Source organism: Brachybacterium sp. 107 (assembly GCF_052379725.1).
Taxonomy (GTDB): Bacteria; Actinomycetota; Actinomycetes; order Actinomycetales; family Dermabacteraceae; genus Brachybacterium.
Window position 1 is genome coordinate 102,749 of record NZ_JBQSYW010000003.1, and the last position, 20,769, is coordinate 123,517.

General features: G+C 71.2%; 26 protein-coding genes. 17 read left to right on the forward strand and 9 right to left on the reverse strand.

All coding sequences use genetic code 11. The annotated features are described in order from the left end of the window. The first annotated feature begins 73 nt into the window (after positions 1 to 73). Entirely contained in the window at positions 74 to 439 is a 366-nt protein-coding gene (locus ACT3UL_RS05280) for a TraR/DksA family transcriptional regulator (RefSeq protein WP_444577097.1), read from the forward strand. Positions 440 to 453: 14 nt separating this feature from the next. Here the strand turns inward: ACT3UL_RS05280 and ACT3UL_RS05285 are convergent, their stop codons facing one another. The 4 genes from ACT3UL_RS05285 to ACT3UL_RS05300 form a co-directional block, all read right to left on the reverse strand. Next, positions 454 to 1,416 carry an aminoglycoside phosphotransferase family protein gene (locus ACT3UL_RS05285; RefSeq protein WP_441449228.1) on the reverse strand — a complete coding sequence of 321 codons (963 nt, stop codon included), beginning with the start codon at positions 1,414 to 1,416 and terminating at the stop codon, positions 454 to 456. Then, on the reverse strand, positions 1,413 to 2,033 hold the full coding sequence (locus ACT3UL_RS05290; RefSeq protein WP_444577098.1) for a GNAT family N-acetyltransferase: 621 nt from the start codon (positions 2,031 to 2,033) through the stop codon (positions 1,413 to 1,415). Before ACT3UL_RS05290 ends, ACT3UL_RS05285 begins: the two co-directional genes overlap by 4 nt. A gap of 9 nt (positions 2,034 to 2,042) precedes the next feature. Then, positions 2,043 to 2,576 (reverse strand): DUF1203 domain-containing protein, encoded by a 534-nt coding sequence (locus ACT3UL_RS05295; RefSeq protein ID WP_444577099.1) that lies wholly within the window; start codon positions 2,574 to 2,576, stop codon positions 2,043 to 2,045. 101 nt (positions 2,577 to 2,677) lie between these two features. Then, positions 2,678 to 3,265: a GNAT family N-acetyltransferase gene (locus ACT3UL_RS05300; protein WP_441449231.1), complete on the reverse strand. Its 588-nt coding sequence runs from the start codon at positions 3,263 to 3,265 to the stop codon at positions 2,678 to 2,680. A gap of 383 nt (positions 3,266 to 3,648) precedes the next feature. Here ACT3UL_RS05300 and ACT3UL_RS05305 point away from each other — a divergent pair, with 383 nt between their 5' ends. Continuing rightward, entirely contained in the window at positions 3,649 to 4,182 is a 534-nt protein-coding gene (locus ACT3UL_RS05305) for a hypothetical protein (protein ID WP_444577100.1), read from the forward strand. Between the two features lie 93 nt (positions 4,183 to 4,275). Here the strand turns inward: ACT3UL_RS05305 and ACT3UL_RS05310 are convergent, their stop codons facing one another. Both ACT3UL_RS05310 and ACT3UL_RS05315 read right to left on the reverse strand, forming a co-directional pair. Further along, positions 4,276 to 5,352 carry an aldo/keto reductase gene (locus tag ACT3UL_RS05310; RefSeq protein WP_444577101.1) on the reverse strand — a complete coding sequence of 359 codons (1,077 nt, stop codon included), beginning with the start codon at positions 5,350 to 5,352 and terminating at the stop codon, positions 4,276 to 4,278. 243 nt (positions 5,353 to 5,595) lie between these two features. Next, entirely contained in the window at positions 5,596 to 6,516 is a 921-nt protein-coding gene (locus ACT3UL_RS05315; RefSeq protein ID WP_444577102.1) for a class I SAM-dependent methyltransferase, read from the reverse strand. A 329-nt stretch (positions 6,517 to 6,845) separates the two neighbouring features. Here ACT3UL_RS05315 and ACT3UL_RS05320 point away from each other — a divergent pair, with 329 nt between their 5' ends. Then, positions 6,846 to 7,841 carry an NADP-dependent oxidoreductase gene (locus ACT3UL_RS05320; protein WP_444577103.1) on the forward strand — a complete coding sequence of 332 codons (996 nt, stop codon included), beginning with the start codon at positions 6,846 to 6,848 and terminating at the stop codon, positions 7,839 to 7,841. A 61-nt stretch (positions 7,842 to 7,902) separates the two neighbouring features. Here the strand turns inward: ACT3UL_RS05320 and ACT3UL_RS05325 are convergent, their stop codons facing one another. Beyond that, positions 7,903 to 8,430: a PaaI family thioesterase gene (locus ACT3UL_RS05325; protein WP_444577104.1), complete on the reverse strand. Its 528-nt coding sequence runs from the start codon at positions 8,428 to 8,430 to the stop codon at positions 7,903 to 7,905. 4 nt (positions 8,431 to 8,434) lie between these two features. Then, the gene (locus tag ACT3UL_RS05330; protein ID WP_444577105.1) at positions 8,435 to 9,049 is read right to left on the reverse strand and encodes a TetR/AcrR family transcriptional regulator; all 615 of its coding nucleotides are present in this window, start codon (positions 9,047 to 9,049) and stop codon (positions 8,435 to 8,437) included. Between the two features lie 164 nt (positions 9,050 to 9,213). Here ACT3UL_RS05330 and ACT3UL_RS05335 point away from each other — a divergent pair, with 164 nt between their 5' ends. The 8 genes from ACT3UL_RS05335 (at position 9,214) to larB (ending at position 15,750) form a co-directional block, all read left to right on the forward strand. Continuing rightward, positions 9,214 to 10,290: an alkene reductase gene (locus ACT3UL_RS05335; RefSeq protein WP_444577106.1), complete on the forward strand. Its 1,077-nt coding sequence runs from the start codon at positions 9,214 to 9,216 to the stop codon at positions 10,288 to 10,290. A gap of 48 nt (positions 10,291 to 10,338) precedes the next feature. Beyond that, positions 10,339 to 11,046, forward strand: a complete 708-nt coding sequence (locus ACT3UL_RS05340; RefSeq protein WP_444577107.1) for an SDR family oxidoreductase — start codon at positions 10,339 to 10,341, stop codon at positions 11,044 to 11,046. A gap of 124 nt (positions 11,047 to 11,170) precedes the next feature. Next, a complete protein-coding gene (locus ACT3UL_RS05345; RefSeq protein ID WP_444577108.1) occupies positions 11,171 to 11,536 on the forward strand; it encodes a pyridoxamine 5'-phosphate oxidase family protein in 366 nt (121 codons plus the stop codon). Continuing rightward, positions 11,533 to 11,706, forward strand: coding sequence for a hypothetical protein (locus ACT3UL_RS05350; RefSeq protein WP_444577109.1), 174 nt, complete (start codon positions 11,533 to 11,535; stop codon positions 11,704 to 11,706). The genes ACT3UL_RS05345 and ACT3UL_RS05350 overlap by 4 nt, the downstream gene beginning before the upstream one ends. A 131-nt stretch (positions 11,707 to 11,837) precedes the next feature. Then, a complete protein-coding gene (locus tag ACT3UL_RS05355) occupies positions 11,838 to 12,395 on the forward strand; it encodes a dihydrofolate reductase family protein (RefSeq protein WP_444577110.1) in 558 nt (185 codons plus the stop codon). Between the two features lie 187 nt (positions 12,396 to 12,582). Further along, on the forward strand, positions 12,583 to 13,953 hold the full coding sequence (locus ACT3UL_RS05360; RefSeq protein ID WP_444577111.1) for a lactate racemase domain-containing protein: 1,371 nt from the start codon (positions 12,583 to 12,585) through the stop codon (positions 13,951 to 13,953). Then, on the forward strand, positions 13,950 to 15,002 hold the full coding sequence (gene larE, locus ACT3UL_RS05365) for an ATP-dependent sacrificial sulfur transferase LarE (protein ID WP_444577112.1): 1,053 nt from the start codon (positions 13,950 to 13,952) through the stop codon (positions 15,000 to 15,002). The genes ACT3UL_RS05360 and larE overlap by 4 nt, the downstream gene beginning before the upstream one ends. Continuing rightward, on the forward strand, positions 14,995 to 15,750 hold the full coding sequence (larB, locus tag ACT3UL_RS05370) for a nickel pincer cofactor biosynthesis protein LarB (protein ID WP_444577113.1): 756 nt from the start codon (positions 14,995 to 14,997) through the stop codon (positions 15,748 to 15,750). Before larE ends, larB begins: the two co-directional genes overlap by 8 nt. Before the next feature lie 124 nt (positions 15,751 to 15,874). Here the strand turns inward: larB and ACT3UL_RS05375 are convergent, their stop codons facing one another. Further along, the gene (locus tag ACT3UL_RS05375) at positions 15,875 to 16,078 is read right to left on the reverse strand and encodes a CopG family transcriptional regulator (RefSeq protein ID WP_193119583.1); all 204 of its coding nucleotides are present in this window, start codon (positions 16,076 to 16,078) and stop codon (positions 15,875 to 15,877) included. Positions 16,079 to 16,192: 114 nt separating this feature from the next. Here ACT3UL_RS05375 and ACT3UL_RS05380 point away from each other — a divergent pair, with 114 nt between their 5' ends. The 6 genes from ACT3UL_RS05380 (at position 16,193) to ACT3UL_RS05405 (ending at position 20,758) form a co-directional block, all read left to right on the forward strand. Further along, positions 16,193 to 16,885, forward strand: coding sequence for a TetR/AcrR family transcriptional regulator (locus ACT3UL_RS05380; RefSeq protein WP_444577114.1), 693 nt, complete (start codon positions 16,193 to 16,195; stop codon positions 16,883 to 16,885). Further along, complete coding sequence (locus ACT3UL_RS05385; protein ID WP_444577115.1) at positions 16,882 to 17,241, forward strand: DMT family transporter; 360 nt, start codon at positions 16,882 to 16,884, stop codon at positions 17,239 to 17,241. Before ACT3UL_RS05380 ends, ACT3UL_RS05385 begins: the two co-directional genes overlap by 4 nt. Then, positions 17,238 to 17,558 (forward strand): DMT family transporter, encoded by a 321-nt coding sequence (locus tag ACT3UL_RS05390; RefSeq protein WP_444577116.1) that lies wholly within the window; start codon positions 17,238 to 17,240, stop codon positions 17,556 to 17,558. The genes ACT3UL_RS05385 and ACT3UL_RS05390 overlap by 4 nt, the downstream gene beginning before the upstream one ends. Before the next feature lie 128 nt (positions 17,559 to 17,686). After that, positions 17,687 to 18,463: a DsbA family protein gene (locus ACT3UL_RS05395; protein ID WP_444577117.1), complete on the forward strand. Its 777-nt coding sequence runs from the start codon at positions 17,687 to 17,689 to the stop codon at positions 18,461 to 18,463. Position 18,464: 1 nt separating this feature from the next. After that, on the forward strand, positions 18,465 to 19,430 hold the full coding sequence (locus tag ACT3UL_RS05400) for a cytochrome c biogenesis CcdA family protein (RefSeq protein ID WP_444577118.1): 966 nt from the start codon (positions 18,465 to 18,467) through the stop codon (positions 19,428 to 19,430). Beyond that, on the forward strand, positions 19,427 to 20,758 hold the full coding sequence (locus tag ACT3UL_RS05405; RefSeq protein WP_444577119.1) for a hypothetical protein: 1,332 nt from the start codon (positions 19,427 to 19,429) through the stop codon (positions 20,756 to 20,758). Before ACT3UL_RS05400 ends, ACT3UL_RS05405 begins: the two co-directional genes overlap by 4 nt. The last annotated feature ends 11 nt before the right edge of the window (positions 20,759 to 20,769 follow it).

Here is a 20,769-nt window from a genome sequence, read left to right on the forward strand (position 1 = left end):
TCGGTCGCTGACGCACGCGTCGACGAGCTCGAGGGAAGGGCCGGCTGGTCGGGCAGAGGGGCACACTGGGCCCATGGATGATCGCCCGCAGAACGCCGACATGGCCCGGGATCGCGCCGCGCAGCTCGCCTCGCGCCGCCGCGAGGTGCAGGCGCAGCTGGACGAGGTCGAGCGGGAGCTCGCAGCGCTGCGTCGCACCCGCGAGGGTGCGTCGGACGACGACGAGCACGACCCCGACGGGGTGCCGTTGTCGGAGCAGTGGTCTCGCCTGGAAGGGCTGCGGCTCGCACGGACCGAGGCGCTCGCCGGGATCGACGAGGCGGAGGGGCGCCTGGGACGGGGCGAGGACGGGCGCTGCCGACGCTGCGGAGCCCCGATCGCCCCGGCCCGGCTGGCAGCCCGTCCTGAGGCCACGACCTGCATCGACTGCGCCTCGTGAGCCGCTGCTGAGTATCAGCGAGCGAACGGATGCTCCCGGCGCAGAGCCGCGGAGCAGAACGTCGCCCGGCGCAGGTGCTCGACGTTGTCGGAGACGCCGTGGTGCCGCGCCTCCCAGTAGAAGGAGGCGACGAACCGGGCGTGGGAGATGTCGAGGGCGAGAGCCGTCTCCGCGCCCGCCGCGGTACAGAACGCCCGCACGACGTCCGCCATCGCACCGGTCGGGTCCGGGGCGCTCAGGAGCGACGGCAGCAGGCTGCGCAGTACGGTGTGCGCCTCGTGCTCGAGGGGCCCGGCGACGAAGCAGGGATCGATCGCGATCCACGCGCCGTCGGCGCGGCGCATGATGTTCTCGAAGCTCAGGTCCCCGTGAGTCAGCGTTGCGGAGTGGCATGTGCTCAGCTGCGCGATCCCTTCGACGGCGGCGTCGAAGCTCGCCTCGTCGAGCGCGTGGCCGAGCCGCCTCGCGGTGTCGTGCTGCTGCTCGAGCTGTGCGCGCCAGGCCGCAGTCCCTTCGGCGAGCTGTTGTGCGTCGGTCGGTGCCGGGACGTCCGCGATCCGACAGCTGACGCGCCCGGCGACCGCCGCCGCCTCGACGGCGTCCCAGGACGCGCTCGCCGCGGCGAGCGTCGGACCGGGGACGAGCTCGAGAAGCAGCGCACCGCATGCGAGGTCGGCGTCGAGGAGCCGGACCGCACCGTGCCCGTCCAGCACGGTAAGAGCTCGGTGCTCCGCAGAGGCGTCGGCGATCGGGGAAGCCAGCTTGAGGGCGGCGGGACGGCCATCCCGCCTGGTCACGGGGAGCACGATGCCGGCGCCGCCGTAGGAAGGCGGCCCCGACGACTCAAGCTGCCAGCGGGCTGTCACCTCGTCGCAGAGTGCAGGAAGTGCCTCCAGCCAGGGCCGGCAGGCGGCGTCGTCCTGCGCGAGCAGTCGGGCGCGGAACGTTTCGTCCGGTCCGGGGGCGACGGGCGTCATGCCCGTTCCGGCCTCGCGGGGTCGCTCGGCCCCGGAACGGACGCGGGCTCCTTCCACGGCACGGGGGTCGTCGTCCCCGACTCCCAGTCCCGGCGCAGGATCGCGTAGGCGACCGACGCCAGTGGTGCCCCGCCCTCGACGGGCCAGGACTCGCGGTAGTGCGCCTCCTTCACCCAGCCGCAGTGCAGGAAGGTGCGTCGCATCGCGAGATTGTCCTCGCGGGTCTGTCCCTCGAAGCGCGTCACCTCGGCGAAGTGCTCGAAGACATGGCGCGTGGTCGCGGCGAGGGCCGCGGCGCCCAGCCCCTGGCCGCGGAACTCCTCGGCCAGGCGCAGGTCGAGCATCGGGGTGGGGTCCTCGAGGTCCTCGAGACGCACCAGACCGATGCGGCCCAGTTCCGCATGCTCGAGCCAGAAGCTCCGGGTCTCCTCGCTCTCGTACGCACCGTTGTCGATCGCAGTGGCGACCTCCTCGCGGGTGCGCCGCATCAGCACATGGAAAGGGAAGGAGTGCGAGGTGAGGAAGGCGAGCAGGTCCTCACGATCCGCGCCGCGCGGGGAAAGCCTCCGCACGGTGATGGGCGGGGTGACGGGCAGGGCCGCGGCGCGATCGGTCATCTGTCGACCCTAGAGCTCTTCGGGGCGTTCGGGCTCGTGAATATCGGTGCCGTGACCAGAAGGGGATGGCAGGGAGCGGGACATCTCCTCCGGTGCGGGTCGCTCCACGGCGAAGAGGAAGCAGCCGTACTCGAGGGCGCGGACATGCACGAGCTCGACGGCGGGATCGGCGAAGGCATCGTCGAGCCCGCTGTCGAGCCCGGCGGTGGCATCGGCCGGGATCTCCAGTAGGGCGCCGCTGTGGATGACGCCTCGAGCGTCGTAGCGACGCAGGGTGCGCAGCGCACCAGGACGTGCGTGGGGATAGGTCTCCGCTCCGCCGGGCCTCTCGGGGCCGGAGCACGGATCTGCATGGAGGAAGACCGGGCCGACCTCGTCGTAGGCGCCCGGATCGACCTGCTGAGCGGTCGCCCATCGCCGAAGCGGCGCGTAGCTGACCAGGGCGATGTGCTCTCCGGCCCGGGCGGAGCGGAGGCAGCAGCGCAGCGGGCTGCCCTCCGCGTCGAGCGGAGCGGACGGATCGGAGACGACGAAGGAACGCATCGTCCTGCCTGCATCGTCCCGGTGCCGGAGCTCGGACAGCGCGGCCGGTGGGATCGCTCGAGGGAGGTACCGGGGTGCGGTCGGGCACCTGCCAGGCGGAGTCACTCGCGCGGCGACACGGCGCTCCGATGACTCGGCACGATCATGTCCCGGCCGCGAGTGGCCGGCGAGCAGCCGGGCGCGGAACTCCTCGGACGGCCTCCTGTGCGCACCGGGGACGTGATGGTGAAGGTCTGCTCGACGTGTCCGTCCGGGTGCACGACCTCGTCGAAGTGCACGGGGATCGCGCGCCGCCAGAATCGTGTCGCGGGCGCGTTGGTGGCGAGCTGGGTGATCGACCAGGGTCCCGGGAACGCCTCGAGGATCGTGCGCGCCGCCTGGGTTCCCACGCCGGTCCGACGGTGCTTTCGCAGCACGAAGAACTCCGCCATGCGTGACGGGTTCCCGCTGCGGACCAGCGCGAAGCCCGCGGGGTGGCCGCCCACGCGAATCAGGAAGGCGTGGCGGTCCGACGCGCGCCAGTACTCCTCCAGCCAGGCGTAGTGGAACTCGCCGCGCTCGTCGACGTCGTACCCCGCATGGTCGGAGAAGTCGTAGAGGTAGAGCTGGAGCAGGCGCGCCAGCAGCTCGTGATCCGCCTCGACGGCGCGCGCGATGACCAGGGAGTTCGGGGCGTCCGGAGAGGTCATCCGGTCATGGTAGGTCCGGCCTGCTACGGCCGCACCGGAGTTTCCAGGGCTTCGACGGGCCTGACACGGCGCATCGACACCTCCGTCGGGGGAGCGCATTGATCGCACGCCGTATCGGGAGTGTCGCCGCGGACGAGAAGTTCACGCACTGTTCACGGAGCGCCCGGACGGCAGCGGCACGGCGCGGTCGGACCGATAGCCAGCCGTCAGAGAGGTCTCTCTGCAGGTCACAGATTCGCGAGGTCCACTGGAGCGACTCGTCGGGAGTGGCTCGCCGAGCCGACCTGCGCACTTGTGATCTGCCCGACACCGCGCATAACGTTTCGGTCACGGGCAGATTGCTCGGTCGGCGTGCGGCCGACGGACACGATGGGAGTTCCGTCATGACTGAACAGAACAACTCCGGACAGTTCGGCGCTCAGGACGAGGGGCAGCAGGGCGGCGGCTTCGGCGGCGGCCAGGACCAGCAGGGTCAGCAGAGCCAGCAGAGCCAGAGCCAGGGGGGCCAGGGCGGCTTCGGCGGTGCCGATTCCGGCCAGGAGCGCGACCAGGGCCAGGGCGGTGGCTTCGGCGGCGCCGGCCAGAACCAGGACCAGGGCGGCGGCCAAGGTGGTCAGGGCGGTATCGGTGGCGCGGACGCCGGCCAGGGCCAGCAGAGCCAGGGTGGCGGCCAGGGCGGCCAGGACCAGAACCAGCAGGGCCGGGGGCAAGGCCGGAGTGACAGCCAGGGCGGGTCCTCCCAGCAGGGACAGGGCGGCTTCGGCGGTGTCGACTCCGGTCAGGAGCGCGATCAGGGTCAGGGTGGTGGCTTCGGCGGTGCCGGCCAGAACCAGGATCAGGGCGGCGGCCAGGGTGGTCAGGGCGGCGTCGGCGGTTCCGACTCCGGTCAGGGCCAGCAGGGTCAGGGCGGCTTCTGACGACGAGCCGACGGGCGCCGAGAGCGCTCGCGTGACGACGAGGGGCGGCCCGCAGGCCGCCCCTCGTCGTGTTGCAGCTCTGCCCGCCCGAGATCACCCGTCCTGGCGAGCATCCAGCGCGCGCTGGTGCTCCTGGTAGAACTCGGTCTCGGCCGGCTCGGGGCGGTCCTGACCGTTGAGCAGGCGATGCCACAGCGGGTAGTACGCCGGCTGCTGCGAGGCCAGGGTGATCCGGTCCCGGGCCTCCTGGGGGAGCGTGAGGTCGGCGGCGGCGAGATCCTCCTGGAAATGCTCGAAGGACCGCGCCGCGATCACGGTGCCATCCACCCCGGGGCGATCGAAGATCCACGAGATGACCACCTGGGGGATCGTCCACCCCAGGTCACCGGCGATCTCGTCGAACAGCTCGATGAGGTCGTAGGCGCGACCCCAGTCCGTCACGTGCGGCTCGGGCCAGCCCGCGCCCTGCCGCGTATCGGACGGAGTCTCCTTGCCTCGGCGTACCTTGCCGTTCAGCAGTCCCTCGCCCAGCGGGCTCCACCCGAACGTGGCGACGCCCAGGTCGCGGGCGGCCGGGATGATCTCGTACTCGATCTCCCGCGCCTCGGGCGTGTAGTAGACCTGCTGCGCGACGGGGGCCTCGAGCCCCGCCTGCCGTGCCTCGTAGACCGTCTTGGTCAGCTGCCAGGCGCTGTAGTTCGACACTCCCCAGTAACGCACCTTGCCGGCGCGGATCAGATCGGTGACGGCTGAGATGGTCTCGAGGATCGGGGTCTGCCCGTCCCACTGGTGCATGTACAGCAGGTCGAGATGGTCGGTGCCCAGTCGCTGCAGGCTCTCCTCGACCGCACGGGTCAGGTGATACCTGCTCGCTCCGGACTGATTGGGTCCGTCGCCCGTGGCCGTGCGGGCCTTCGACGTGAGGATGATGTCGTCCCGGCGCGTCCCCAGAGCCTTCCCCAGGACGCGTTCGGCGTCGCCGGCCGAATAGATGTTCGCCGTGTCGACGAAGTTCACGCCGTGGGCGATGGCCTCGTCGATCTGCCGACGGGCGTCGTCCACCGTGAGCCCGGCGATCTTCTCGAAGCCTCCTCCCGAGCCGTAGGGCACGGTCCCCAGAGCCACACGGGAGACGTAGAGACCGGAGTGACCAAGACGGACGTAATCCATGGGAGGCATTCCTCTCGCGCAGTCGCAGGTGACCGTCCCGTGCGGAACGACCAGCGTGCCTGCGACGGTACGTCACCGAGTGCGCCCGGGGAAAGCGGTCTCTCCGACAGGAATCGGCACGACGCGATAGCTCGGTTGCAGCCCTGTTCGGGGACTTCGAGCTGCGGCCCGCGACACTCTCACCGATTCCCCCGATCCGCCCCACCTACGGGCCAAACCGGGGGAATCGCGCCGGCGGGCCCGTCAGATCTCGGGCCGCAGCTCGAACTCCCAAGCGACGACTGCCGATTGCCCGGCCTCGGCGGCGTGGGCGGCGCTGGACGCCCAGGGGTGCAGCTCCCAGATGGTCGGCGGACCGGGGGGCAGTGGCGCGGCCTCAGCGTCGGGCGTGACGATGGCGTCGCCGAGGTACGTCTCGGTGCAGGCTCGCACCACGAACCCGTGCGGCAGGGCGGCCCGCAGGTAGGCGCTGAGGCCATGGCTGTGGCCTGTGATGTGGCCGGTGCGTCCGTCGGGCGACTGCTTGATCAGGGGGAAGCGCGGTGAGCCGATGAAGTGGCCTCGGGTGTCGAGCACCAGCAGATGGCCCCCGGGTCGCATATCCCGCGCCACCTCGGCGAAGAACGGCTCCAGGTCGCTGAGGTGGGTGAGCGCCAGGCTGCACACGACGTGGTCGACGTCGTCGTCGGGCAGCGGCAGACCCGTGAGTTCGCCGCGCAGGAACCGGGCGTCGGGAACGGCCGTGCGGGCGCGAGACAGCATGGCCTCAGAGAGGTCGACGCCGACGACGTCGTGACCGCGGTCCACCAGCTGCTGGGTGACTGCGCCGGTGCCGCAGGCGGCATCCACCACGCGACCCGGTGTCAGGGCATCGAGCATCGGAGCGAGCACGTCGTCGCGCATCGGAAAGGAGCCGTTGTCCTCGCAGCCATAGGTCTCTGCCCAGCCGTCGTACCCGCCGACGACCGGCAGGGGAGGGACGTCGGCCCCGGGTCCGAGCTCGTCGGCGCGGTCGAGGAGGTCGCGCACCTCAGCGATCCGGGCCTCGGTGAACGCCCGGTCGTACTCGCCCGCGAAGGCACGCATGAGGGCCACGCCGTCGAGCCCCAGCAAGTAGGCGAGCGGGTGCTGGTGGATGGTCGCGTCGGTTCGCTCGTCGGGCACGGGGCCATCGTTCGGGGTCGCCCGGCATCGGGCAATCGAGTTATTGCTGCCGCGAGCACCGCGCCAGGTCGAGGAGCATCGCGCGCTGTCGAACTGGGCGTCGAGAACGTCGTCGTGGCTGACCACGGTCACGCCCTCGGGGCCACGTCGAGGTCATGTGTCACCGGGCCAGGGTCCCTTGACAGAATTAGTGAGGGAACTCAGAATTGAGTGCACTCGTGAGGCGTGCAGGGAGGCGGTCAGGCCGTCACCGCCTTCATCGACACCGCACTTCGCCGCTGACCATCGCGGCGACTTCCCCCTTCGCCGACTTCCCGAGGAGAGAGACCATGCGAGCCTTCGCCGTCGACACCTACAAGCAGCCCATCCACGAGGTCGACGTACCCGAGCCCGCCGTAGGCGCCCGGGATGTGCTGATCGAGGTCGCCGCCGCCGGGGTGAACCAGCTCGACGAGAAGATCCGGATGGGCGAGTTCACAGCCATCCTTCCCTACAAGACCCCGCTGGTCCTCGGGCACGACGTCGCCGGGACCGTCGTCCGCACCGGTGCGCAGGTGCAGGGCTTCACGCCCGGTGACCAGGTGTTCGCCCGCCCCCGCGACCATCGGATCGGGACCTTCGCTGAGCGCATCGCCGTCGATCAGGCCGACGTCGCCCCCGCGCCGACCTCGATCACCCCCCTCGAGGCGGCCTCCCTGCCGCTGGTGGCCCTGACGGCGTGGCAGGCACTCGTGATCCGAGGGAACGTGCAGCCGGGCCAGAGGGTCCTCCTCCACGCCGGGGCCGGCGGCGTCGGGTCGATCATGATCCAGCTCGCCAAGCACCTCGGAGCCCACGTCGCCACGACCGCCTCCGGGAAGAACGCGGACTTCGTGCGCGACCTCGGGGCCGACGTCGTGGTCGACTACCGCACCCAGGACTTCGAGAAGGAACTCTCCGGCTACGACCTGGTGCTGGACAGCCTCGGCGGGGAGAACCTCGAGAAGTCCCTGCGGGTGCTGCGCCCCGGCGGGACGGCGATCGGGATCTCCGGCCCGCCCGACCCCGTCTTCGCGAAGAAGGCCGGTCTGAGCCCTGTCGTGCGCCTGGCCGTCGCGGGGCTCAGCGCCAAGATCCGCCCGCAGGCGAAGAAGCTCGGCGTCACCTACGAGTTCCTTCTCATGCAGGCCAGCAGCGAGCAGCTCCGCACGATCGCCGCCCTCGTCGACGACGGCACCCTGCGGCCCGTCGTCGGCAGGACGTACTCCTTCGACGAGACCCCGCAGGCCCTCGAGTCCCTCGCGAAGGGCGGATCGCGCGGGAAGACCGTCATCGCCGTCCCCTGATCCACCTCGCCGAGGACATCCTGGGCCGACGGCCCGGCAGGCTCCGGCGCCCGCGCTCAGATCACGGGGCGGGCTCCGGACGCACCACCAGGCAGGTGCTGGATGCGGTCGCGAGGATGCGCCCCTCGCTGTCCCGGATGTCGGCCTCGGCGAACGCGGCGCTGCGGCCGGCGCGGGTGACCCAGCCGTGGGCGGTGACGGTGCCGGTCTCCGCCGTGATCGGGCGCAGGAACGACACCTTGAGCTCGAGGCTGGTGTATCCCACCCCGGCCGGGAGAGTGGAGTGGACCGCGCACCCGCACACGGAGTCCAGGACGGTGGCGAAGAACCCGCCGTGCACGGAGCCGATGGGGTTGTAGTGCGACTCGTCGGGCTCCGCCGTCATCACCGCGTCTCCCTCGGTCACGGAGACGAATTCGAGCCCGATATGGCTGCTGATCGGCGGGGCCGGGGCCTCGCCCGCGGCGACGGCGCGCAGCTGCTCGAGCCCGGACCGGGCGAACAGTGCCTGCTTGTCCTTCCCGGGGACCTGGTAATGGAGAGTGCGCGACCGCCCCTCGGTCGCTCCCTGCTCGGGCGTCGTCATCATCGCCTCAGGCCTCCTGGGCCGCGGGAAGGATTGCGGCAACCTGCGCCCGGATGCTCGCGACGAGCTCTTCGGTGCTCGATCCGGCGTTGATGGTCGCGCCCAGTTCCATGAGCAGGATGGCCGAGACCACGTGGGCGAGCGTCGCCGCGTCGTCGGCGGAGATCCCTGTCCTCTCGGCCAGGATGCCGGCGGTGGCCTCCTCGGTCTGCGCGACGATGGACAGCGCCTCCGCGTGGTGGGGTTCGGTGGGGTCTGCGAAGGTCATCTCCCGCAGGTAGGTGCGACCGTTGTCGACCTGGACCCGGTTGCAGTGCACCACAGGGGTGAGCAGTGCCATCAGGCCGTCCAGCGCCGTCGTCGCTGCCTCAGCCGCGGTGCGCCCACGTTCCAGCGCCGCGGCGTAGTGGGTGTTCTGCACCAGGAGCAGCAGCTCGCCCTTGGTCCGTGCGTACAGGAACAGGGTTCCGGTGCCGATGTCCGCCGCGTCGGCGATCTGCTGGGTGGTGACCTCATCGACGCCGTGCTCGGCGAACAGTTCGCTCGCGGCCGCGGTGATGCGTTCGAGCTTGGCCTGCTTGTTGCGCTCGCGCCGCCCGAGCGGCGAGGTCACCCCTGACATCGTTCTCCCCCTGGAATAAACTCTGACTCTTCTCAGTTCTGAGTGTAGTCACTGTTGTGTGGACTCGGACGTGCGAGAGCTCATCCTCCCACCTCGGGGCCCGGCCACCCGGCCGCGCACCGGATGCAGCGGCGATCCGTTCGACGTCGAGGAGTCCCCCACTCATGACCACCGCTTCACTCTGGCAGCCGCTCACCCTCGGCCGGGTCGAGCTCCCGCACCGCCTCGCGCTGTCACCCATGACCCGCAATCGGGCGAACCCCGACGGCACCCCCGGTGAGCACACCGCGACCTACTACCGCCAACGCGCCTCGCTCGGGCTGCTGATCAGCGAGGGAACCCAGCCGTCGGCCGACGGGCAGGGGTACCTCAACACCCCGGGGATCCACACGCCCGAGCAGGTCGAGGGATGGCGGGAAGTCGCCGACGCCGTCCACGACGAGGGCGGACACCTCTTCATCCAGCTGATGCACGCCGGCCGGATCTCCCACCCGGACAACACCCCGCACCACCGCCAGCCCGTCGCCCCGTCGGCCCTCTCCGCTGAGCAAGATATGCACACCGCCCACGGGGTCGAGAAGACGCCCGTTCCCCGCGAGCTCGGCACCGAGGAGATCCAGGACGTGATCGGCGAGTTCCGGCACGCAGCCGCCTCCGCGATCGCCGCCGGGGCGGACGGCGTGGAGATCCACGCCGCCAACGGTTACCTCCTGCACCAGTTCCTCGCGCCGAACGCGAACCAGCGCACCGACCAGTACGGCGGCTCGATCGAGAACCGGGCCCGGTTCACCCTCGAGGTCGCCCAGGCCGTCGCCGACGAGATCGGCGCGGACCGCACCGGCATCCGCATCTCCCCGGCCTTCCCACTCGGCGGGCTCGACGAGGGCGACGCCGAGACCGTGCGGGCCCAGTACCGCTACCTGGTGGGCGAGCTCGCCCTGCTGAACCTCGCCTACCTGCACGTTCACCACCTCGGCGACGACGAGCTGCTGCGCTCCTTCCGCGAGATGTGGCCCACCGCGCTGCTCGTCGTCCGCTATGGGCGCGACCGCGACGCGATCGCCGCGGACATCGACGCCGGCCTGGCCGACATGGCGCCGCTGGGACGATTCGCCCTCGCCAACCCTGATGTCGTCGAGCGGCTGCGCAACGATGAGCCGTTCAACGACGTCGACCCCGCCACCCTCTACGTCGGCGGCGCGAACGGGTACATCGACTACCCGGCCCTCGCTCGCGCCTGACCCCACCAGTCCAGTCCAGACCAGATACTGATCGAAAGAGAAGAGCTCATGACTTCACTGAACGGCGCCATCGTCCTCGTCACCGGTGCGAACGGCGGCATCGGCACCCACTTCGTCCGAGAGGCGCTCGCCCGCGGGGCCGCCAAGGTCTACGCCACGGCCCGGAATCCGCGTGAGTGGGACGACGAGCGGATCGTGCCCCTCGCTCTGGACGTCACCGATTCCTCGTCCATCCAGGCCGTGGTCGAGGCCGCGTCCGACGTGACAGTGCTGATCAACAACGCCGGGATCTCCGTGCCCAGCACGGGCCTGCTCACCCACACCGACGAGGAGATCCGCGGCAGCGTCGAGACCAACTTCCTCGGCCCGCTCTTCCTCACCCGCGCCTTCGCCCCGCTGCTCTCCGCGAAGCAGGGCAACACCGCGATCGTCAACCTCCACTCGGCGCTCTCCTGGTACGCCGTCGCCGGGATCTACTCGGCCACCAAGGCCGCCCTGTGGTCGTCGACGAACTCGCTGCGACTGGAGCTGCAGCCTGCCGGTGTCCAGGTCGTCGGAGTGCACGTGGGGTGGGTGGACACCGCCATGGCCGCGCACACCACCGACGAGAAGGTCGATCCCGCAGTGCTCGTCGCCGCAGTGTTCGACGCGACCGAGGCGGGGAAGCACGAAGTCCTGGCCGACGAGACCTCGGTGCAGGCCAAGGCAGGGCTGTCGGCTCCGCTCGAGGTCGTGTACCCGCAGCTCGCCGTCTGACACAGGTCCCGCGCGGGCGGGGAGGCCGGTGCGCGCGAGGCGCCGGCGGCCTCCCCGTCCGTCGAGCTGTCCGGATAGCCGGGTCGGAGCGTCGGACCGGTCGCCGGTCACTTCGGCTCCCTCCATGGGCGCAGTCTTCGACGCTATCGATCCCACCCTGCGGTCATGGATCGAGGATCAGCCCATGTGGTTCGTCGCCACTGCGCCCCTCGGTGCCGATGGCCACGTGAACGTGTCACCCCTCGGGCACGGCACCTTCTCCGTCCTGGACTCCCACAGGGTCGCCTGGGTCGACTTCACCGGCAGCGGCGTCGAGACCATCGCGCACATACGGGAGAACGGCCGCGTGTGCCTCATGTTCACCTCCTTCGACAAGCGGCCGCGCATCGCGTCCGCCTGCACGGCACGGGCACGGTGTCCCTCCCCGGCGACGCGGCGTTCGAAGACGTCATCGCTCGGCATCCCGAGAGCCCGAGCACCCGAGCAGTGATCACCGTGGACGTGACCCGCATCAGCGACTCCTGCGGCTGGGGCGTTCCGATCATGGAAAAGACGGGCGAGCGCGATCTTCTCCGCCTCCAGGCTGAGAAGAAGGGCGTGGCCGGCATGGCCCAGTACCGTGCCCAGCGGAACGCCTGGAGCATCGACGGACTGCCTTGACCGCCCCTGGGTGAAGCGGACGCCCCAGGAGAATCCTCGCGCTGACGGCTTCGTCAGGTGAGCGCAGGCCGAGGCTTCGGATTTCTCGCGATGCTGCTGCGCGAGCGTCCGCGGCGGTCTAGATTCGCCGCATGGGTCTTCTGACATTCAGCATCAACGTCACTCTGGATGGCTGCGTCGATCACCAGGAGGGGATCGCCGACGAGGAGACGCACGCCTACTTCACCCGCCTCATGGACGAGAGCGGCGCGATGCTCTGGGGTCGCACCACCGACGAGAAGATGGAGGACTACTGGCCCGCGGTCGCCCGCGGCGAGGTCGACGCACCACCGGCGCTGCTGGCCTGGGCGCGCCCGCTGGAGGACAAGCCGAAGTACGTCGTCTCGGCGACGCGCAGCGACTTCTCGTGGACCAACAGCCACCACCTCGTCGGCGACCTGCGCACGGCGGTGCAGGAGCTCAAGGATCGAACGCCCGCCGGCGTGCTCGTCGGCAGCGGCACGCTCGCGACGGAGCTGGACCGGCTCGATCTGATCGATGAGTACCGATTCCTCGTCCATCCGATGATCGCCGGCCACGGCCCCACCCTGTACCAGGGCGGGCTGCACAGCACCCGGCGACTCGAGCTGATCTCAGCGGATCCGCTGAGCAACGGCGCGATCACCACGCACTATCGACGGACGGATTGAGGCCCCGTCGCGCGGACGCGTCGCGGCGGCAGGGAGCCAGCGGCGGACGGCACGGAGCCAGCAGCGAGAGGCGTCGTGCGGGCCCTGAGGATGCGGGCGCGGAGCGGCTCGGTCCCGTCGTCCCGACCCCGTGGCAACCAGCTGGCCATCCTTGGCGTTCCCTGGTCAGGCGGCGCATCATGGAGCCATGAGCGAGACGACAACGGCGACGCAGCCCACCATCGACCCGATCCCCGAGGGCCTCGCGGAACGCGCAGCCCTGCTCGGAGGCCCGGAGGGCGTGCTCACCGACGAGCAGATCCACGAGTTCGTCACCGAGCAGATCGCCGGCACCGACTACGACGGCAAGAGCGTCTGCGTGATCATCCCTGACGGCACCCGCTCCGTCCCGCTGCCCAAGGTGCTGCCCGCGATCCACGACGCCCTCGCCGGCCGTGCCAGCTCGGTGACCGTGCTGATCGCGCTGGGCACCCACGCCGCGATGGGCGAGGAGGCGATCGACAAGCTGCTCGGTTCCACCGAGCGCGGGGCGCAGGCCACCTACCCCGAGTGGACCGTCGTCAACCACGCCTGGGACGACCCGGATCAGATCGCCGACCTCGGCGAGATCTCCGCGGAGCGCATCGGCCAGCTCACCGGCGGCCTGCTCACCGACGTCCCGATGCGCGTGCAGATCAACAAGCTGTGCGTCGAGTCCGACGTCAACCTGATCGTGGGCCCCGTGTTCCCGCACGAGGTCGTGGGCTTCTCCGGCGGCAACAAGTACTTCTTCCCCGGCTGCTCGGTGCACGACGTCATCGACATCTCCCACTGGGTGGGCGCGCTCATCACCGCCAGCCGCATCATCGGCGCCCTCGGCATCACCCCGGTGCGCCAGCTCGTCGACGCCGCGAGCGATCTCATCGAGGCCGAGAAGCTCTGCTTCACCATGGACGTCAAAGAGGGCGGCGCGGATCTCGGCGCGATCGCCTACGGCGACCCGCAGGCCGCCTGGGCCGCGTGCGCGAAGATCTCCGCGCTCACCCACATCACCTACGTCGAGAAGCCGTACAAGCGGATCGTCGCACTGGTCCCGGAGATGTACGACGACATGTGGACAGGCGCCAAGGGCTTCTACAAGTCCGAGCCCGTGTGCGCAGACGGAGGTGAGGTCATCATCTACGCCCCGCACATCACCGAGGTCGCCGCGATGCACCCCGGGATCCGCGATATCGGATACCACAACATCGAGTACTTCACGAAGCAGTGGGACCGGTTCAAGGACCATCCCTGGGGCGAGCTCGCCCACTCCACGCACGTCACCGGTCTGGGGACCTACGACCCCGAGACCGGCGTCGAGGAGCAGCGCGTGCACCGCTACTTCGCCACGTCGATCTCCCGAGAGGAGTGCGAGGCGCACAACGTCCTCTACATGGACCCCGCCTCCCTCGACCTCGAGGCGCTGCGCAAGGATCCCGACACCCTCGTGATCGACCACGCCGGCGAAGTCCTGTTCCGCCTGGCCGCAGAACGCGACGGCGCCGCGGACCATGACGGCGCGACGGAGCAGGGCCGATGACCACCACCGACCGCCGCTCCGGCCACCTGACCCTGACGACCACCCCGCGGGACGACACCGACTCCGCGGCGAGGGAACCCGGCTCCACCTCGTCGGCCGCCGGTCCGTCGGCTGTCGATCCGGCGGGCGGGGGCCCTGCGGTGCATCCGGCGTCCCTGTTCGCTCCCGGGCGGCCCGCCTTCGACGTCACCGAGATGACGGTCGGGGCACTCGCCGGGGAGGAGCTCGCCCTGGCCGATGAGGTCTCCGCCCAGCTCGCGGGCGTCGGCCGCCTCGGCGTCGCCTACTCCGGCGGCGTCGACTCCGCGACCCTCCTGGCCCTGGCCGTGCGCGCGCTCGGCGCCGAGAACGTGGTGGCGCTGCTGGGTGTCTCCCCGTCGCTGGCCCGCCGGGAGCGCCGCCTCGCCCACCAGGTCGCCTCGGTGATCGGGGCGGACGTGGTCGAGGTGCACACCCATGAGGGCGAGAACCCCGACTACCAGAAGAACGACGGCACGCGCTGCTTCCACTGCAAGAACGAGCTGTTCACGCGTATCGGTGAGGACATCGTCGGCGCGCACCAGCTCGATGCGGTCGCCTACGGGGAGAACGCCGACGACGCCACCCGGCACGACCGTCCCGGCGCCGGCGCCGCCACCCGGCACCAGGTGCTGCGCCCGCTCTCCACCGCGGGCGTGACGAAGGCGCAGGTGCGGAGCATGGCCCGCGCGCTCTCGCTGCCCGTCGCCGACAAGCCCGCCGCGCCCTGCCTGGCCTCCCGGGTCCCCTTCGGCCAGAGCGTCACCCCGGAGAAGCTGCGCCAGATCGACGATCTCGAGGACGCCGTCTACGAGCAGGGCTTCAGCGACTGCCGTGTGCGCCACCACGGCGCGGTGGGCCGCATCGAGCTGCCCACCGACGAGCTCGCGCGCGCCATGGAGCCGCAGATCCGCGCCGCACTGGTCGCCGCCGGCAAGGAGACCGGGTTCTCGCACGTGACCATCGACCTCGACGGCATCCGCTCGGGCCTGTTTTCCCTGCAGATCCTCAACTCGGGCTCCCGTGGCTGAGAACGCCCAGGGCGCCGGCGGAGATCCGGCCGACGGGCAGATCTCTCCCGCCGACGGGCAGATCGACGGCGTGCTCGAGCTCGACCTCGACCGGGCCCGTCGTCGCGGCGCTCCCGAGGCCGTGCTGTGCGACGCCAAGAGCGTGGACCAGGTCGCCGCGATCGCCCAGGAGTACGCCCGCCTGGCCGCGACCGGTCGCGAGGACCTCGGGCCGGTGCTGTTCACCCGCGCCGACGTGGCCCGCGCCGAGGCGATCCGCGCCGCCCTGCCCGGCGCCTTCCACGACGCGGACTCGCGCCTCCTCGCCTGGCCCGCGGAACTCCCCGAGCCGACGGGAGGCCTGGTCATCGTGGCCTGCGCGGGGACCAGCGACCTGCCCGCGGCCCGCGAGGCCGAGCTGACCGCCCGCTACCTCGGCCGCCCCACGCGGCTCATCGCCGACATCGGCATCGCCGGGCTGCACCGTCTGCTCTCCCGGCTTCCCGAGCTGCGCGACGCGGCCTGTGTGGTGGTCGCCGCCGGGATGGACGGGGCTCTGCCCACCGTGGTCGCCGGCCAGATCAGCGCCCCTGTGGTCGCGCTGCCCACGTCCGTGGGCTACGGCGTCGCGAGCGGCGGAGTCACCGCAGCGCTCACCATGCTCTCGGCCTGCGCGCCGGGCATCGGCGTGGTCAACATCGACAACGGCTACGGCGCCGGCCACCTCGCCGCCCAGATCGCCCGCTGGGCGCCGGAGGCGGGGGAGTAGTCCCTTGCGGTGGGATCAATGCCACCTGGAGAGGCTGTCGGCGGAGTCTTCCGCCGCGGTGGAGCCGGTTGCCACGGCGATCACGAGATCGTAGGCCTTGGCGTAGTCGTGGTGAGGAAGACTGTCACTGGCCGAGTCGATCGAGAAGATCCGCATACCGGGTGCGTCCCGTGGCAGACAGCTCGCTGACCTGCTGCTGGTGTCCGTGTCGGGCTGCGACCTCGCGGATGGCGCGAACGGCTGCCTCCTGGTGGCTCACCCCATCCTTCTCGGCCAGCTCCGCCAGAATCTTCTCGTCAGCGTCGGTCAGATGCAGCGTCATCGCCATAGCCGCAACGGTACCGCTGCAGTACCACGCGCGGACTTCCGGTCGTGACCGCGTCCTCCCGGTGCAGTCCGATGACTTGCATTACTTGTCTGACTGGTTGGTAAAGTAACGAGCATGCCCAGCTTTCGCTCCACTGCTTCCGGGGTGCCCACTGCCCGCTCCGCGTCCACCCGCCCCGCGCATCGTCCGTCCGCCCGCGAGGCGATGCTCGATGCCGTCGAGGCGCACCTGGGGGCGGACGGCACGCTGAGTCTGGACTCCGCCGCCCGCGCGGCCGGGGTCACCAAGCCTGGGCTCATGTACCACTTCGCCACGAAGGAACAGCTGCTCACGGCCATCCTCGACCGCCTCGCGGACCGCTACGAGCGGGAGATGGCGGACGCGGTGTCGGCGCTGACGGGGACGGTGTCGGCCGAGAAGACTGGAGCTGGAGCTGGAGCTGGAGCTGGAGCTGCGCCCGCGAGCAGCGTTCCCGCGGGCCGGGTCATCGCCGAGGCGACCGCCTCGCAGCGTTTCCTGGCCTACCTCGACTGGGCCTGCCAGGCCCCGCTCGGCCCCGCCGACCTCGTGATCTTCGCCGATCCCAAACTGCGGGTCGCGCTCACCGAGCGCTGGCGGGATCAGCTGGATCGCTGGCTCGACGTTCCCGCGGGAACGCCTTCTGGCCGTCGGCGCCGGCTGCTCGCCGTGCGCCTCATGGCCGACGGGCTCTGGTTCGACCGTGCCAGCGGACTGCTCGAGACCACCGCCGCAGAGGCCGATGCCCTGAACGCCATCGCTCAGGATCTGCTCGGAGGTGACGCATGACCGCCTGGCTGCTGCTGGTCGGCGCGATCCTCAGCGAGGTGTCCGCGACGCTATCGCTGCGCGGGGCCCTCGACCAGCCCGCGCTGTACGGAGTGGTCGTGCTCGGCTACGGACTGTCGTTCGCGTTCCTCGCGCTGGTGCTGCGCCGGGGGATGCCCCTGGGGGTCGCCTACGGGATCTGGGCCGCATGCGGCGTGGTGCTCACGGCGATCCTCTCCGCGCTGCTGTTCGGCGAGGCGTTCACGCTGATGAAGGCCAGCGGCGTCGTGCTGATCGCGGCGGGCGTCGCGGTCGTCGAGATCGGCTCGCATCGGGCACGCGGCGCGACGCTCGAGCGACGGGCGGAGGGCGCATGAGCTGGCTCCTGCTCGGCGGCGCGGTCGTGAGCGAAGTGGTCTCGACGCTCGCGCTGCGAGTGGCCTCGGGCGGCCGACGGTCCTGGTACGCCCTGGTCATCGTCGGCTACACCTTCGCCTTCGCGCTGCTGTCCGGATCGCTGCAGGCGGGCATGCCCCTCGGGGTGGCCTACGGAGTGTGGGCCGCGGCCGGCATCGTGCTGACCGCTCTGCTCTCCCGGCTGCTGTTCCGGGAGGCCCTCACGCCGGTGATGATGGGTGGGATGGGACTGATCGTGGCCGGCGTGCTGCTCATCGAGCTCGGCGGTGCGCACTGACGGCGGGGCGCACTGACGCGGCAGGCCCGAGGTCCCGGGGACCACGTGGATCTGGCACAGTGGCCGCGTGACCGGCCCGCCCGTCGGCAGGCGCCGGATGAGCGTGATCACGCAGGAGAGGAGGCGACGTGACCGGAGCGCAGACACCGGACCCTGAAGCGGGCCGGCAGGCTCCGCCGCGGCGACGCCTCCTCGTCCCGATGACGATCCTGCTCGTGACGGCGCTGCTCATCGCGGCCGTCCTCTGGCTCCGGCCGGGCACCGAGGACGACAGCAGCGATCCCCGGAGCGCGACGGAGACGGCCCCTGTCGCCGCGGACCTCCCGCAGCCCTCCGAGGTCGCCCAGCCGGACCTCAGCAGCGCCGAGACCCGCGACCCGGAGGATCTGCTGGCCGACGGCCCGGTCGATGCCCCCGTGGCCCTCGTCGTCTTCACCGACTACCAGTGTCCGTACTGCGCCCAGTGGACCGACGAGACCCTGCCCGCCCTGCAGGAGTACGTCGAGCGCGGGGAGCTGCGCATCGAATGGCGCGACGTGAACGTCTACGGGGAGGATTCCACGCGGGCGGCACGTGCGGCCCTGGCCGCGGCCCGGCAGGGCAAGCACGGCGAGTACCAGCAGGCGCTGTTCGACGGGGGCGAGATCCGTTCCTCCGCGCAGCTCAGCGAGAAGTCGCTGATCGAGCTCGCCGAGCAGCTGGGCCTGGACGTCGAGCAGTTCACGGAGGATCTGCACTCCGAGGAGGTCGCGCGGATTATCTCGGACAATGCCCGGAGCGGCATCGAGCTGGGCGCCATGACGACCCCGTCGTTCGTCCTGGCCGGGACGCCGAGCGTCGGAGCGCAGCCCACCGAGGTGTTCACTGACCACATCGACGACGCTCTCGCGGGGGAGGAGTTCTGACATGGAGATCGGCCTGCTCACGGCGTTCCTCGGCGGCGCTCTCGCCCTGCTCAGCCCGTGCGGCGCCCTGCTGCTGCCCGGATTCTTCGCCTCGACCGTGACCACCCGCGCCGGGCTCGCCGTGCACGGCGCCGTGTTCTACCTGGGGCTCGTGCTCACCCTGGTCCCACTCGGCATCGGCGCGGGCGCTCTGGGCTCCCTGCTCGTGGACCACCGTTCGACGCTGGTCACCGTGACCTCGCTCGTGCTGATCGTGCTCGGAGTGATGCACGCCCTCGGGATCGGTGTCGACCTCGGGCGCCTCGTCCCGGGCATGCGGCGCGCCCAGCAGGCGTCCTCCCGGGGCGTCGGCCTGCCGCGCACGTTCCTGCTGGGCGCCGTCGGCGGCGTGGCAGGGTTCTGCGCGGGCCCGATCCTCGGAGCCGTGCTCACCCTGGCCGCGGGGCAGGGGAGCGTGGTTCGCGCCGGTGTGCTGCTGGCCGTCTACGGCGCCGGCATGGTCGTCCCGCTGCTCGTGCTCGCCGCGCTGTGGGACCGCCTCAGCCCCCGGACGCTGACGATGCTGCGGGGCCGGACCCTCACCGTGCTGGGCCGCCCCCTGCACACCACGGCCCTGGTTACCGGCATCGTGATCATCGCCCTCGGGATCCTGTTCTGGGCCACGAACGGCCTGGTCACGATGCCGTCACTGGTGCCCACCCGGGTACTCGCCCAGTGGCAGGCGAACGCCGCCGTGCTGTCCGACACCGGGATCCAGATCGCCGTCATCCTCGCTCTCGGTGCGCTCGCCCTGTCGCTGTGGTGGTGGAGCGACCGCCGCCGACGCCGCCCCGCCTCCCCGCGCTCCCAGACCCCTCAGGGCTCTGAGGCCTCCCTGGCTTCCGAGACCTCTCAGGGCTCCGAGACTTCTGAGGGCTCCCGTGGCGCTACCGAGGCGCGTCGGCCGGGACCCGGAGGCCGACGATGAGACGCCGCAGCCTCCTCCTGGCGCTCCCGCTCGGTGCGCTCACGCTCAGCGCCTGCGATGCCGAGCCCCCCGGCCCGTCGGAGCCCGAGCCCTCCATCCGGCCGGACCTCGCCGTCGATCCCGCTCCGACCCTGATCGGGGAGAGCGCGGATGTCGTCGACCCCACCACCCTGCGTCTGCCGCTCGAGATGACCGTGATGATCGTGGTGGATCCCGGCTGGACCGCGACACCCCAGGTCATGGACGGGATCTTCCTCGGCTATGACAGCAGCGGGGACCGCCTCCGGTACACCGCCGTCGATCAGGACGGCACCGCACTGTGGTCCGCGCAGCGGCCGCTGAGCTGCACGGACTTCGCCCTGTCCCGGGACGCCGGGGGTCGGGCCGTCGCAGTGCTCACCGACACGACACCGCCGGGCGCAGCGGCCGACGGGACGGCCGACGGGACTGCCGACGGGACGGCCGACGGGACCGCCGACGGGGCTGCCTCGGACGGCGGGGGCTCGACGGACGCGCCGCCGATCGAGGGAGACGCCGAGAGAACGGCGACCGGCTACGACCTGCGCACCGCGGAGACGCTCTGGGGACCGGTCTCCGTGCCCGGCCCGCGGGCGGCCCCCGGGCTGGTCTACGCCGCCGCCGACACCGCCGCCACCACCGACACTGCCGACGCGGGCTCGGCGGACGCTGGCCCGCGCATCGTGCTGTCCGCGGACACCGGTGAGGTGCTGTTCACGGAGAGGGACCTCGACGACGGCCGGATCCTCGCCGAGCACGCCGGCGTCGTGCTCCGCACCGCCGGGACCGACGTGGTCGCCGGCCTCTGGCGCGTCCCCCTCCCGGACGGCGTGGCCCCGTCGGCCGCCCGCATCGCCGGAGCGATCGACGAGTCCACGGGGCAGGCGGTCCTCGTCGGCGAGGAGGGCGTCGGGATCCTCCTGGACATCGCCGACGGGAGCGTCCTCGCCGAGGGCGTCCGGGCCGCCGCCTACGACCACGGCCTGGACGTCACCGTGGTCGCCGCGGGCAGCACCGTCCGAGGCCTCGACGAGGACGGCGAGGAGACCTGGCGGCACGAGGACCCCGAGCAGCTCGTGTTCCTCACCGCCGGGGAGCGCCTCGCCTACGCCCAGCGCCCCGAGGAGGGCACGCTCGTGGTGCTGGACACCTCCCAGGGGCTCATGGTCCAGCCCTACGATGCTGACCTCACCGGGCCGCTCGCCGTCCCCGAGCTCTTCTCCGCGGACGCCGCGACCTCGGTGTACGTCGAGGACACCCGGTACCTCGTGACGACCACACTCGATGAGGAGTACGGCCTGCGCGACTGACCGGTTGCCCG